At 50.8% G+C, this 13117-nt stretch carries 12 protein-coding genes; 6 read left to right on the top strand and 6 right to left on the bottom strand.

The features are described from left to right. Positions 1-77: 77 nt before the first annotated feature. A complete protein-coding gene (locus QZ367_RS07275) occupies positions 78-326 on the top strand; it encodes a hypothetical protein (RefSeq protein WP_291939010.1) in 249 nt (82 codons plus the stop codon). A gap of 21 nt (positions 327-347) precedes the next feature. Here QZ367_RS07275 and QZ367_RS07270 read toward each other — a convergent pair whose 3' ends face one another. The 5 genes from QZ367_RS07270 to QZ367_RS07250 form a co-directional block, all read right to left on the bottom strand. Continuing rightward, the gene (locus QZ367_RS07270; RefSeq protein WP_291939008.1) at positions 348-677 is read right to left on the bottom strand and encodes a cupin domain-containing protein; all 330 of its coding nucleotides are present in this window, start codon (positions 675-677) and stop codon (positions 348-350) included. A gap of 66 nt (positions 678-743) precedes the next feature. Next, positions 744-3149, bottom strand: coding sequence for an NnrS family protein (locus QZ367_RS07265; RefSeq protein ID WP_291939007.1), 2406 nt, complete (start codon positions 3147-3149; stop codon positions 744-746). Beyond that, entirely contained in the window at positions 3142-3831 is a 690-nt protein-coding gene (locus tag QZ367_RS07260; RefSeq protein ID WP_291939005.1) for an ATP-binding cassette domain-containing protein, read from the bottom strand. Before QZ367_RS07260 ends, QZ367_RS07265 begins: the two co-directional genes overlap by 8 nt. Further along, positions 3831-4628 carry an ABC transporter permease gene (locus QZ367_RS07255; protein ID WP_291939003.1) on the bottom strand — a complete coding sequence of 266 codons (798 nt, stop codon included), beginning with the start codon at positions 4626-4628 and terminating at the stop codon, positions 3831-3833. Before QZ367_RS07255 ends, QZ367_RS07260 begins: the two co-directional genes overlap by 1 nt. Continuing rightward, positions 4622-5581, bottom strand: a complete 960-nt coding sequence (locus QZ367_RS07250) for an ABC transporter substrate-binding protein (RefSeq protein WP_291939000.1) — start codon at positions 5579-5581, stop codon at positions 4622-4624. The genes QZ367_RS07255 and QZ367_RS07250 overlap by 7 nt, the downstream gene beginning before the upstream one ends. A gap of 192 nt (positions 5582-5773) precedes the next feature. Between QZ367_RS07250 and ilvD the strand changes: the two genes are divergently transcribed. After that, complete coding sequence (ilvD, locus tag QZ367_RS07245; protein WP_291938999.1) at positions 5774-7447, top strand: dihydroxy-acid dehydratase; 1674 nt, start codon at positions 5774-5776, stop codon at positions 7445-7447. Between the two features lie 553 nt (positions 7448-8000). Here the strand turns inward: ilvD and QZ367_RS07240 are convergent. Continuing rightward, positions 8001-9266: a 3-isopropylmalate dehydratase large subunit gene (locus QZ367_RS07240; RefSeq protein ID WP_291938998.1), complete on the bottom strand. Its 1266-nt coding sequence runs from the start codon at positions 9264-9266 to the stop codon at positions 8001-8003. 97 nt (positions 9267-9363) lie between these two features. Here QZ367_RS07240 and QZ367_RS07235 point away from each other — a divergent pair, with 97 nt between their 5' ends. From QZ367_RS07235 to dxr, 4 genes are read left to right on the top strand one after another with little or no spacing between them, the layout of a single operon-like run. Continuing rightward, positions 9364-9888, top strand: coding sequence for a nitroreductase family protein (locus QZ367_RS07235; protein WP_291938997.1), 525 nt, complete (start codon positions 9364-9366; stop codon positions 9886-9888). A gap of 5 nt (positions 9889-9893) precedes the next feature. Next, positions 9894-11216, top strand: coding sequence for an NFACT RNA binding domain-containing protein (locus QZ367_RS07230; protein ID WP_291938996.1), 1323 nt, complete (start codon positions 9894-9896; stop codon positions 11214-11216). A gap of 49 nt (positions 11217-11265) precedes the next feature. Continuing rightward, positions 11266-12030, top strand: coding sequence for a phosphatidate cytidylyltransferase (locus tag QZ367_RS07225; protein ID WP_291938994.1), 765 nt, complete (start codon positions 11266-11268; stop codon positions 12028-12030). After that, complete coding sequence (dxr, locus tag QZ367_RS07220; protein ID WP_291938992.1) at positions 12024-13109, top strand: 1-deoxy-D-xylulose-5-phosphate reductoisomerase; 1086 nt, start codon at positions 12024-12026, stop codon at positions 13107-13109. Before QZ367_RS07225 ends, dxr begins: the two co-directional genes overlap by 7 nt. The last annotated feature ends 8 nt before the right edge of the window (positions 13110-13117 follow it).

Raw genomic sequence — 13117 nt, 5'->3', positions numbered from 1 at the left:
GCTCTACTCGCCCGATATGTATTGCACGCTCGGCGCGGCTTTGAAATTTAATGCGCGAGCTATGGATTTGACTTGCGATGCGAGCTCAAGCGTGCGATTTCGGGCTCGGCACGGCGCGCAAACGCGGTGCGTTATTTTCAGCTCCCGCACGGTTTGCAAAACAGACGAAATTTTTGGGCGCGGTGAAAATAAAATTTAAACGTTTTGGAATTTTAAAATTTTGCGAGGGCGAGCGGGAGTGGACGGAAATAAACAGAATAGCCCTGGGAATGGAATTTCGGATAAAATTTTATGAAGCGGCGGGCGGGCTAAATTTTAAAATTTAAGCCCGCTCTTAAACTCAGAGGCTAAAAAACCACCACTAAAAACCATTTAAACGGTACCGGAGCGAAGATCGCGTGCGGTAAGCCCGCAGGCATTACGATGCTTTGCCCAGCTTTTACGCGGTGTTTCTGCCCGTCGATCGTGAAATCGCCCTCCCCCTCAAGCACGTAAACGAACGCGTCGCCGTCGGATTTGTGCGAGCTGATCTCCTCGCCGCCGTCGAAGGCGAAAAGCGTCATATTCAGCGCAGGATTTTGCGCGAGGGTGCGCGAAATCACCTTATGAGGGGATACTTCGACTAGCGAAGCAAGCTCTACGGCCTTAGCGGCGTCGATATTTTTGATGTGTTGCATAAGTTCTCCTTGAAATGAAATTTGATCGATTGTAGCTAAAATTTAGCAAGCCCGCTTTGATGAGCATCAATCCGGATCCGCGCTGAAAGGATTTTTCAGAAAGATCGGGATGAAATTTATCAGATATAGCGCGACCGCGGCTATGAAAAGCGCCGAGGGGATCATCACGTATAAAATAAAGCTCTCGCCAGCAAAAACGGCTCTTAAAACCCCCGCGAGTAGAGCTAAAACGAGCGCCGCGCGGCTTAGGCGCGGAAAATTTAGCGGTGAAATTCCGCTGTGGCGCTGTCCGGCGATCATTCCCACAAAAAGTATCGCTCCATACATATAGCAGATCGCGATGACGTGCAGCGGCGCGGCAGCGTATCCCCCGCGGATCAGCTCCCAGCCCAGCCACGCATAGCCCGCCGCGCACGCAGCCTGCAACGCGTAGTAAAACGCCATATAGTGGCGGCTTAGAATTTCGACGTAGTGCAGCTCGCGAAGTTTCGCCAAAAACAAAAATCCGATGCCAAGCGCGATAAATCCGCACGTCGCCTCGCTTAAAAATGGCGTCGCGAGCGCCAAAGCGAAGGCGAGGAAAGCGGCTAAATTTTTGTAGATAAAATTTGGAATAAAAACGGCGTCCTTCAGCCCGCCCTCTTTTAGCGCTTCGTTGCCGATGACGACGCTTATGCGGTAGCTTACGACGGCGATTGCCGCGGCGTTGATATGCACGAAGCTGAGCAAAAACTTCTCATCCCCGCTCGCGCCGTAGGCCGCAGAGCAGGCGCAAAACGCCGCAAGGACCGCCAGGATGCTAAAATTATTCGAGTTTTTATCCAGCCACAAAAGCCGTGCCGCAAAGATGAAAAATATCGCCCAAAACAGCGCCACAATCGCCGCCGCAAGCCGTAAATTTAAAAAGCTCGCGATAAAAGCCGCGATCAGGCAGGCGGCAAAGGCGAGCGAAACGGGCTTTAGCGAGCCCTCGAAGTTCGTCCAATCGGGCAGCGCGGTAAGCAAAAACGCCGCGTAGATGCACGAAGGCGCCAAAAACAGAAAGTAAAACTTATGAGCGCTCACATAATCGATCGCCAGCGCATCGGGTGCTAAAAAGCTAAGCGCGCCCAGCGCCGCAAAAAAGCAGGCGCATAGAATAAACGTGCGCATCGGATGGGAGAAAAAATTTCTCGCGCGCTCATCTTTAAATTTAGGCGCGTAAAAGCCTAGCTCTTGCCGCTGCGCCGGGCATGGCTCGGAATTTTTGAGCTCCTGCGGCGAAACGGGCTCTGCTTGATTTTGCATGGAATTGGTCTTAAAATTCCGATCGGAATTTTTAGAGCTCTGCGAGAAGTCCTGAACAGAATTTGGCTCGGCATGGCTTTGCGCGGAGGCGTGTTTGGAATTTTGACTTTGATCGGAATTTTTGATGCCTTGCAAGAAGCTTAGCGGGAAATTCCGTTCGGAATTTTTAATGTTCTGCGAGAAACTCGGTTTGGAATTTGGCTCGGCGCTTCTGCCGCTTTGCGAAAAACTCTGAGTGGAATTTTGATCGTAGCTTTTGCCGTTTTGTGAGAAGTCCTGCGCTAGGTTTTGATCTTTGAAGCTTTGCGCAGGCTCGGCTTCCCTGCCGCGAGCGGAATTCCAAAAATTTTGTATAAAATTTAAAGCGGAAATTTTGAAACTTTGCACGGGTTCCGCTTCCAAGCTGCGAGTTAGATTTTTGAAATTTCGCGTAAAATTTGAAGCGGAAATTTTAAAATTTCGCGTAGAAATTCCGCCTGAATTTTTAAAATAATCTGCGCCAAATCCACAACGCAGACGAGAGTCTGGGTTCGCACCAAATCTGCAATGCAGGCAGGCGGTACGAGCAGGGCGGTCGGATACGCGCTGCAAAGGATCGCTCGCGTTAGGGCTGCGTCGCAAGCGAACATTCGCGCTGGAGTCGCGGCGTGAGCGGGTATCTTGGTTTGTACCAACGCGCCGTAAGTAAGCGCTCACGCTAGAGCCGCAGTATGTATCGCTGCTAAATTTCGCCGAATTTCGCGCAGCAAAGCCGTAGCGCACTGCGCCGCTCAAGAGAACACTCGCGCTATAATCGCAGTTCACACGGCTACACAGCTCGTATTTTGGTGCAATAAAACCGCGGCGCCAGGCATCCTGCGAAAGGCTATATCCGCTTATGCTAAGATCGCAGCGTCCGATGTCCCGAAAGAGCCTGTCTATGCAAGCAACGAAATCATAACATTTAGCATCTCGCAAGAGCCTGTGTCTGCCCGCGCCGACATCGCAACATCTGCCGCCCCGTAAGAGCTCATTCCTGTATGCACCTAGATCGTCGCATCTAGCGCCCAGCAGCCTATATCTGCACGCATCTGGATCGCGATACGCGCCAAAGCTTCGCTTGCTTGTGCCCGGGCCGCAACGTAAGTTCAAATTTTGTGCAGAATCTCCCTGCTTGCGCGCACTCAAGATAAAATTTCTACTCATAATAGCTCACTCCCCTAAACTGCTCGTTTACCACGCGCTCTTCGTACCGATCGTCGCGCGCACTTAGCGGCTCATCTAGGCTCACGACGCGCCTAAGCCCCATCCCTTTGGGCTCAAGCTCGATGATCTCGTGGCTTAGGCGTGCGGCTTCGAAGCGGTCGTGGGTCACCAAAAGGCAGGCAAGCCCCTCGCGCTCGATCTTTGAGACTAAAATTTCGATCAGCACGCCGCGCAGATCGCGATCCAGACCTACAAACGGCTCATCAAGCAGCGCCAGATCGCAGCCGCTAAGGATAGTTCGCAAAAAAGCCGTGCGCTTTTGCATGCCGCCGCTTAGCTCGCGCGGGAATTTGTTCAGATCGCTCGGACTTAGCCCGATCTTTGCGGCAAGGGCGTAAATTTCGCTCACGCCGGCGGGGCTAAAAATTTCGATATTTTTAAGTGCCGTGAGGTTCGGCAGCAGGCGGTTTTCTTGAAACAAAAAGCTGATTTTTTTAAAGCCGTTTTCGATCTGCCCACTTTTTTTATCCTCCAGCCCGCAGACCAGCCGCAAAAGCGAAGTCTTGCCGCAGCCGCTGGGGCCAAAAAGCGTCTTTACTTCGCCCGCGCGCAGCTGCAGCGAAAAATCTGAAATTATAACGTCGCGCAGAATTTCGTAGCGCAGATTTGAAATTTTTAGCATCATCTGCTCCACGGCATCAGTAAAATTTGAAGCGGCTTGGTCACGAGATAATCGAAAAGCGCCGTAAAGGCTATGACTAGGCACACATACGCCATGACCTCGACCGTATCGATATTTACGCGCGCTTCGGCGATCTTTGCGCCGATGCCGTCGTTCGCGCCCAAAAGCTCCGCCATTACAAGCACTTTCGCGCCGTTGCTGACTGCGACGTAGATCGCGGGAAGCAGCCGCTCGATTAGGTGCGGCGCGTAGAGGTAGCGCAGTTTTTTTAAAATTGAGCTTTTGTAGCTGTCAAAAAGCTCGGTGTATTCGGTGCTCACGCTAGCCATCGCCTGCGCCGCGGACGCAAAAGTCATCGGCGCGACGACGATAACAACGGTAAAAAGCACGCTTTTATCGCCAAAATGAAACCAAAATATCGCAAGCACGATCCAGACGATGGGCGGAGTCGAAAGAAGCACGGTAATTAGCGGGTTTAAAAAGGCTCGCAGGCTTTTACAATACCCTGCCGCAAGCCCGCTGCAAATCCCCGCAAAAAGCGCGAGGAAGGTGCCCACAAGCGCGCGCTTAAGCGACAAGGCTAGATCATTTGCGGCGAAATTTTTTAAAATTTCGCACGCCTTAGAAAAAACAGCCGCGGGTTCGGGCAGAATAAGCGGCCCGTAAGCCTCGCTAGCCACCTGCCAGACGGCTATGAAAAAGCACACCGCCCCTAGGCTCGCAAAGCCGCCCCACAGATAGTCTATGACGTAAAACGCGGGATTTTGAGCTTTGCGAATTTTATCGATTTTTAGCATAGAAAAAACTCGTCCTTAGGCATCGCGCCGCCGATGAGCTTGGGATTAAATTCCATCAAAATTTCATAAAATTTCAAAAGCTCGTCCTTGATCTCGCTAGGTTTTTTGACGCACAAATTCGACGTATCGATACTCATAAATATCGCGGGCGGCGGCGCAGGGAAGAAATTCGTCCCGATCGCCGCGGCGCTTTGTTTGTTTGCCTTTATCCACGCAAGCGCGTCTGTCAAATCGGCGTTTAAAATTTCAAAATCCGCCTTTTTCGCGGCGTAAAAATCGGTATCTGCGATGATGCCCGCTTGCGGGATTATGGGCTTTACCGAAAACGCCTGCGCCCACATATCGCTTAAATTTGCCCCTTGCTGCACGGCGATGCCCGATACTTTGCTCTTTAAGATCATGGCACTTGCTAGCGGCTCGACCGTGATCGCGACGTCGTAGTCCTTGGCCAAAAACAGCTGCACGCTCTCTGCGGGGCTGGTGGTGTAGTCGATATTTAGCCCGCTAATGCCCTGCTTTTTCGCTATGGCTCGCACGATGATGTCTAGCATGTCGTTTTTAAAAGGCATTACGATCTTTTTGCCCTTCAGCTGCGCAAATTCCGTTATCTTCTCGCCCTTGCTCATCACGAAATTTAGCCCCTCGGTGAGGATATTTACCATGCCGATCTTGCGCCCCTGATTTACGAGGTTCACCCCCACGTTACTAGGACTCATCATAACCTTGTACTCGCCGTTTGCCACGCCCGCGCGCAGCTGATCGGGATCGCGCCAAAGCTCAAGCTTCGCGTCGTATTTTTTGCCGATCTGCCCCTGCATGCACGCAACGCCGATGATGAGGCTAGGCATCGCAGGCGCGCCGTAGATAGTGAAGGCTTCCTTTGCAAAAAGAGGGCTAGCAAGCCCGCTAGCCGCCAACGCAGACGTTAGTTTTAAGAAATTTCTTCTTTGCATCTTCTCCTCTTTTCATTCCTGCCAAACGGCAAGATTTTGATAATCGATGTGCAATTATATCAAAAACAGGAGTGATCCGGTTTGATTAAGCTCAATAGTCCCACTTTAAATTTTAATGCGCTAAAATTTAAAACGCCCACAGCGGTAAAATTTTATGCTAAAATGGAGAAAATTTCAATTCAAGGACACAAAATGAGAAGCGACATCATCAAAAAAGGCTATACGCGTGCGCCACACAGAAGCTTGCTAAGAGCGACAGGGTTAAAGGACGAGGACTTTGAAAAGCCCTTCATCGGCGTGGCAAACAGCTTCATCGAGATCATTCCGGGGCACTTTTTCCTCAACAAATACTCCGAAATTTTAAAAGACGAGATCCGCAAAAACGGCTGCGTGCCGTTTGAGTTTAACTGTATCGGCGTGGACGACGGCATCGCGATGGGGCATAGCGGGATGCTTTACAGCCTGCCTAGCCGCGAGCTGATCGCAAACTCGATCGAAACGGTGATGAATGCGCACGCCCTGGACGCTCTGGTCTGTATGCCAAACTGCGATAAAATCGTGCCAGGCATGGTGATGGGCGCGCTTCGCGTGAACGTGCCGACGGTTTTCGTCAGCGGCGGTCCGATGAAAAAGGGCTACACTAAAAAAGGCGAGCCGATCGACCTGTCTACGGCGTTTGAGGCGGTTGGTAAATTTGAAACCAAAGAGATCAGCGCCGAGGAGCTAAAAGAGATCGAGTGCGCCGCCTGTCCGAGCGGAGGCAGCTGCTCGGGGATGTTTACGGCAAACTCGATGAATACGCTGTGCGAAGCGATGGGTATCGCGCTAAAAGGCAACGGCACCGTGCCTGCGCTAACGCCCGAGCGCGAGGAGCTCATCAGGCAGGCGGGACGCCGAATTTGCGAGATAGCGCTCGATGAAAAATACAAAATCCGCAACATCGTGAATGAAAAATCAATCCAAAACGCCCTGGTAGTCGATATGGCGATGGGCGGCAGCAGCAACACCGTGCTGCATATCCTAGCTATCGCGCGCGAAGCGGGGGTAAATTTACAGATCGCGGGGCTCAACGAGATTAGCCGCAAGATCGCTCACATCGCCAAAATCAGCCCGAGCCTGCCAAGCGTGCATATGGAGGACATCGACCGCGCGGGCGGCCTAAGCGCCGTGATAAATGAAATTTCGCGCCGCGATAACGGGCTGCTGGGGCTAGATGCGCTAACGATAAGCGGCGAAAGCCTGGGCGAGCGCGTGGACGCTAGCGTCATAAAAGACGAATCCGTCATCCGCAAGGTCGAAAATGCCTACTCGCAGGTCGGCGGGCTGGCGGTTTTGTTTGGAAATTTAGCCGAGCAGGGCTGCGTCATCAAGACCGCGGGCATCATCGGCGAGCGTAAATTTAGCGGCAAGGCCGTGTGCTTTAACAGCCAAGACGAAGCGATAGAGGGGATCTCAAGCGGCAAGGTAAACAAGGGCGACGTAGTCGTAATCCGCTACGAAGGGCCGCGCGGAGGCCCGGGCATGCAGGAGATGCTAAGCCCGACGTCGCTTATTATGGGGCGAGGCCTAGGTGCTGACGTGGCGCTGATCACGGACGGCAGATTTAGCGGTGCGACTAGAGGGCTAAGCGTCGGGCATGTGAGTCCCGAAGCGGCCGAGGGCGGCATGATCGGACTGCTAGAGGACGGCGATATAATCGACATCGACGTGGATACGTACGCGATCAACGTGCGCCTAAGCGAAGCCGAGATAGCCGAACGCAGGGCTAAATTTAAGCCGCTTGAAAAACCGCTGCCGTATCGCTGGCTGCGAATGTACCGCAAGCTAGTAACGAACGCTAGCAACGGAGCGATTTTGGAGGCGTAGGGCACCTTAAATTTTAAACATATCGCCGTAAATTTGAGCAAAATTTACAGCGGTTTTGTTAAATTCACGCGTAGGCTTTCGGCTCTAAATTTTAAAATTTAACCTAAGCGAACGCTTGATACGTATCAGTAGGCGCCAATGGGATATTTATTTGAAATTTTACTTATTTACGCAAACAAGCCGAGCGAAGCGGAAACCTAAATTTAAACTCTGCACGTTGGCATTTTTAAGCATAAATTTTACTCTTTAGCGCACTTGTTAGAGTAAAACTCTGCCAAGTAGAATTTCAAAATTTACGTGATTGCACCGATGGTGGCATTTAAAATCCGCAAGGCTTTAATAACAAAGCCTCGCGGTGGGTAAAAGCGAAATTTATAATGGAGAAATTTTGTAGATGACGAGGTGAAATTTCGCCGCAAAATTCCAACAACAAAGCCAGCCGTCCTCACTATTTGTTATGCTCGCCAAGCTTTGCGACGCTATCGAATTTTGTATTTTATCCCTCAAAATTTATGACGCAAGCGAATTAAAAATAAAAGGCGGCTTTCTAAATTTACAAATCCCTCGGATCGGCGATCTTGCCTGCGACGGCGCTAGCTGCGGCGACGGCAGAGTTTGCCAGATATACTTCGCTCGTTCTATCGCCCATGCGGCCGACGAAATTTCGATTAGTCGTGCTTACGCAGCGCTCGCCCACGCCCAAAATCCCCATATATCCGCCCAAGCACGCGCCGCAGGTCGGGTTGCTCACGACTGCACCCGCTTCTACGAAAATATCCCACAGCCCCTCTTTTTGCGCGGCCAGAGCGATCTTTTGCGTCGCAGGCGTAATGATGAGGCGGGTTTTGCGCGCGACCTTGCGACCTTTTAAAATTTGCGCGGCGATCCGCAGATCGGAGAGCCTGCCGTTGGTGCAGCTGCCGATAAAGACCTGATCGACGGCGATATCATCGCGCACCGCCTCGCGCACGCTCTTGCCGTTGCTAGGTAGGAACGGATACGCGATCACCGGATCAAGCTTGCTCACATTGATCTCTAAAATTTGCTCATAGTTCGCGCCCTCGTCGGAATAATGAAATTTCGGCTCAGCGCGCAAGCTTTTATCCGCCAAAAATTCCTTCGTGATCTCATCGACCGCGACGATACCGCTCTTGCCGCCCGCTTCGATCGCCATATTGCAAAGCGAAAATCTGCTATCCATATCCAGGTGCTCCAGCGCGTCGCCGCAGAACTCCAAAGCCTTATAGCGCGCGCCGTCCACGCCGATGAGGCGGATCACCTCTAAAATCAGATCCTTGCCGTAGATGTGCGGCGCGGGCTTGCCGCAAAAGATCACTTTGATCGTAGGAGGTACTTTGAACCAATTTTTGCCCGTTATCATCGCAAAAGCAAGATCGGTACTGCCCATACCCGTCGCAAATGCCCCGAGTGCGCCGTGAGTACAGGTGTGGCTGTCCGCGCCGATGATGACGTCGCCGGGCACTACGAGCCCTTTTTCAGGCATCAGCGCGTGCTCGATACCCATATCTTTTTCGTCGAAATAGTTTTTCAAATCGTGCTTGTAAGCAAACTCGCGTGAAATTTTAGCTTGGTTTGCGCTTAGAATATCCTTCGTAGGGATATAGTGATCCATCACGATCGCAAAGCCGTCCGGGTTGGCGAGCTTTTTCGCGCCGCTAAGCTCAAACTGCTTGATCGAAATCGGCGTCGTGATGTCGTTGCCGATGACCATATCTATGGCGCTTTCGATGATCTGTCCCGCAAAAACCGCCTCGCCCACGTGCTCACTAAAAATTTTCTCCGTGATCGTCTGCTTCATAAAATCTCCTTCGTATCGGTTAAATTTGCGCGATTTTAGCTAAAAAATCATAAATTTTTGCAATTTTATGTATAATTAAGCCGCAAGGAGCGAGACGATGGAAATTTTAGATATTTTTGCAAATCGCAGAAGCGTAAGAAAGTACGCGCAGGGACCGCTTGAGGACGAGGCACTGGATAAAATTTTAAAAGCGGGCCTGCTTGCGCCGTCGGGGCATGCACGCCGCCCGTGGGAGTTCATCCTCGTGCGCGACAAACAGATGCTTGAGCGGCTAAGCGGATGTCGCGAAAGCGGAGCAGATATGCTAAAACAGGCTGCGGCCGCGATCGTCGTGATCGCAGATGAGCGGAAGCAGGACGTCTGGATCGAGGACTGCTCGGTAGCGCTAGGCTACATGCACCTTGCCGCAAGCGCGCTAAATCTCGGTAGCTGCTGGGTGCAGGTAAGATTGCGCGCCGCCGCGGACGGACGCAGCTGCGAGGAGTTTTTGCGCGAGGCGCTGGGCTTTCCGCCAAATTTCAAAGCAGAAGCGATACTGGCCCTCGGCGTGCTGCAACAGCATCCGAGCCCGCACGATCTGCAGAAGTTAAATTTAGCCAAAATCCACAAAGAGAAATTTTAACGCGCATGAAGTATCAAAACTTAATTCAAATTTGCGACTATCTACGCGCCAAACGCTTCCTTTCGCACATTAAGCGCGTAGGAGATAACCTTTTTAAAGTCTGCTTTGACGGCAATGAGATGCTGTTTTTCGACATGAATAAATCGGGCTGCAATATCCACGAAAATGACACTTTTACCGAAGGTAAGGTTTACGCGGCGCCCTTTGACGTGTTACTTGCCAAGCGCTTCGTAAAATCGCGCATCACTTCCGTTAGCGTGCCAGAAAATAATAGAATTCTATGCCTTAGCGTAAGCCAAAACGCAAGCTACAAAACCCAAAGCTCAAATATCTACTTCGAATTTACCGGGCGATTTACCAACGTAATAATCACCGATGAAAACGATGTGATTTTAGAGGCACTGCGGCACTTCGAAACGGAATTTAGACAGATCAAGGTAGGAAGAAAACTCCGCCACCTACCGCCTGCAAATATTAAAGAAGCCTCCGTGCCAAAAATTTCGGACTTTAGAGCATTTTTTCGCGCGGAATTTAACGCGCTAAATGCGGATCGCTTAAACTCGCTCAAATCTGCAAAAATCACGGCGCTAAATAAAAAGCTAGACTCGGTGCGCGAAGCTTTAGGCTCTTTGCAAAGCAGCGCTGAACTACTGCGAAGCGCCGAGCTTTTAGGTGCGAAAGCTGCCTTGCTAAAAGAAAATATCTATAAAATTCCAACTAGCGCGCGAGAATTTACGCTGCAAAAAGGAGACGCCGAGGCGGTAGAATTTAAACTGCAAAAGCCTGCAAGCGCCGCTTTGGGCGAGCTTTACTCCGAGGCAAAGCGTCTGCGCCAAAAGGCTGCTAATATCCATGTCGAAGAGCAAAATTTAAAGGAGAAACTCACGTTTTATGAGAATTTAAAATCGCTTATTCTTGCCGCACAGAATGCACACGAGATCGAAATTCTAATGCCCAAGCGCACGCAAACTAGGCAAAAAAGCAAGGAAAAAAATAGCGAATATGTAGCGAGCTTTTATCTCGGGGATTTTAAAATCAGCGTCGGTAAAAACGAAAAAGGCAATGGGTTCTTACTAAAAAATAGCTCCAAATCCGACTATTGGTTTCATCTTAAGGATATTCCAAGCGCACACGTCATCGTAAAGACAAATAAGCAAAGTCTAAGCGAAGAGGTGGTCGAATTCGCTGCTAAAATTTGCGTGAGCTTCAGTGCAAGCGGCAGCGGAAAATATCTCGTCGATTACACCAAACGTCAAAATGTCAAAATCAACGAAGGCGCTTTCGTAAACTACGTAAATTTTAAAACAATCGGCGTTTTAAAGCCGTAATAAGCGAGCTTGCGATATAATTGCTCAAAATAAATTCCAAGGAAATTCTATGAAGCAAAGAATAATCACGGCAAGCATTTTACTCGCCGTATTTTTGGCTCTAATTCTCATAAACGCTAGGTGGCTAAATTTCGCCGTATTTGCGTTGATACTCGTGCTTGCGTTTTTTGAAAGCCTCAAGTTATGGGGTCTGGAGGAAACTAGCAAAAAGTGGCTCGCGCTGGCGATCGCGTTTTTTGCGCTGCTACCATTTACGCAGACCGATGAGCCCTTCGTCTCAGCGCTAAAAGTTAGCATCCTAATGATCCTATGCGTCGCCTCTGTCGTAGCCTTTACCAAGGGCCCTAGCCTAAAGATCACGCTTCCTTTTATCTATCCCGTTGCGCCGATATTTTTTATGTGGGCGGCTTACGATGATTTCGGGGAAGTTTTTCACTTCGTTTGGCTGATCTTTATTATCGTAGCTAGCGATAGCGGCGCATATTTTATCGGAAGAGCTTTTGGCAAAACTCCGCTAAGCGCCAGCTCGCCGAATAAAACCGTAGAAGGCGTGCTAGGTGGTCTTGCACTCGCGCTTATCGTTAGCCTCATTTATGCGCGCATCTTTACCAATATGCCGCCGCTTGAAATTTTAGGAAAAACCATCATCATAGCAATTTTTGGCGTGTTCGGCGATCTGTTTGAAAGCTACCTAAAACGCGCGGTGGGTCTTAAAGATAGCGGCGCGCTCTTTCCGGGACACGGCGGGATCTTAGACCGCATCGACGGCTATATGTTCGGCGCGATTGCGATGGCGATAGTCTATTCATGGTAGTTTTAGGCTCCACGGGCTCTATCGGCACAAACACCCTAGACGTAGCCGCTCGCAGCGGCAGTATGATCGAAGCGCTTAGCTGCGGACGCAATATCAAGCTTTTAAACGAACAGATCGCAAAATTTCATCCAAAGCTCGTTTGTATCGCGGACGCGCAGCAAAAAAGTGAGGTAGATCACGAGCGCGTATTTTGCGGCGCGGATGGAATTTTACAGATGCTTGCGGAGTGCAAAAGCACGACCGTGGTAAACGCTCTCGTAGGCTTTGCTGGCATGATGCCCAGCCTAAAAACCCAAGAGCTCGGAAAGAGGCTCTGTCTAGCCAACAAAGAAAGCCTCGTCGTCGGCGGGAAATTTCTGCAAACGGATAAAATTTACCCGATCGACAGCGAGCATTTCGGACTGAAATTTTTACTTAGCAATGCCAAAATCCCCGTTTCGCGCCTAATCATCACAGCTAGCGGCGGCGCGTTTTACGACGTGCCGCTAACGCAGCTGGGTTCGCTCACGCCGCAAAACGCCCTCAAGCACCCCAACTGGAAGATGGGCGCAAAGATCACGATCGACAGCGCCACGATGGCGAATAAGCTCTTTGAGGTGATCGAGGCGTTTTGGCTCTACGGCACGCGCGAGATCGATGCGCTCATTGAGCGCACCTCGCAGATCCACGCGCTGGTCGAATTCGCAGACGGCTCTACGACGGCGCATATTAGCAGAGCCGATATGCGCCTAGCCATCGCACACGCGATGTTTAGCGGCGACGTACGGGAGCAGATCACTGCACCCGTGGATCTGTGCGCCCTGCGACCGATAGAGCTTAAGCCGATCGACGAGATGAAATTTCAAATTTTTACCCTCAAAGACGCGCTGTTAGCAAACCCCGATCTCGGCGTCGTCATCAATGCCGCAAACGAAGCGGGCGTAAATGCGTTTTTGCAGCAGCAGTGCCGCTTCACCGACATTGCGCGCGTGGTGCTAAAGTGCGCGGAGAAATTTAACTCGCCTAGCGTAACGGACGCGGAAGCGCTTGTAGCGGTGGATGCGAGCGTACGAGCGTATGCAAACGAACTGCTGAAATAAGTTTTTTA

Origin of the sequence: Campylobacter sp. (assembly GCF_019423325.1) — a bacterium.
In the GTDB taxonomy this organism is placed as follows: Bacteria; Campylobacterota; Campylobacteria; order Campylobacterales; family Campylobacteraceae; genus Campylobacter_B.
Note: the sequence above shows the minus strand (reverse complement) of the source record. Positions and strands in the feature narration are given on the sequence as shown.

Excerpts from the sequence above, each read along its gene's own strand:
- QZ367_RS07250 (WP_291939000.1), bottom strand. The coding sequence starts at position 5,581 with ATGCAAAGAAGAAATTTCTTAAAACTAACGTCTGCGTTGGCGGCTAGC.
- QZ367_RS07235 (WP_291938997.1), top strand. The coding sequence starts at position 9,364 with ATGGAAATTTTAGATATTTTTGCAAATCGCAGAAGCGTAAGAAAGTAC.
- QZ367_RS07265 (WP_291939007.1), bottom strand. The coding sequence starts at position 3,149 with ATGAGTAGAAATTTTATCTTGAGTGCGCGCAAGCAGGGAGATTCTGCA.
- QZ367_RS07275 (WP_291939010.1), top strand. The coding sequence starts at position 78 with ATGCGAGCTCAAGCGTGCGATTTCGGGCTCGGCACGGCGCGCAAACGC.
- QZ367_RS07255 (WP_291939003.1), bottom strand. The coding sequence starts at position 4,628 with ATGCTAAAAATCGATAAAATTCGCAAAGCTCAAAATCCCGCGTTTTAC.
- QZ367_RS07270 (WP_291939008.1), bottom strand. The coding sequence starts at position 677 with ATGCAACACATCAAAAATATCGACGCCGCTAAGGCCGTAGAGCTTGCT.
- QZ367_RS07260 (WP_291939005.1), bottom strand. The coding sequence starts at position 3,831 with ATGCTAAAAATTTCAAATCTGCGCTACGAAATTCTGCGCGACGTTATA.
- QZ367_RS07240 (WP_291938998.1), bottom strand. The coding sequence starts at position 9,266 with ATGAAGCAGACGATCACGGAGAAAATTTTTAGTGAGCACGTGGGCGAG.
- dxr (WP_291938992.1), top strand. The coding sequence starts at position 12,024 with ATGGTAGTTTTAGGCTCCACGGGCTCTATCGGCACAAACACCCTAGAC.
- ilvD (WP_291938999.1), top strand. The coding sequence starts at position 5,774 with ATGAGAAGCGACATCATCAAAAAAGGCTATACGCGTGCGCCACACAGA.
- QZ367_RS07230 (WP_291938996.1), top strand. The coding sequence starts at position 9,894 with ATGAAGTATCAAAACTTAATTCAAATTTGCGACTATCTACGCGCCAAA.
- QZ367_RS07225 (WP_291938994.1), top strand. The coding sequence starts at position 11,266 with ATGAAGCAAAGAATAATCACGGCAAGCATTTTACTCGCCGTATTTTTG.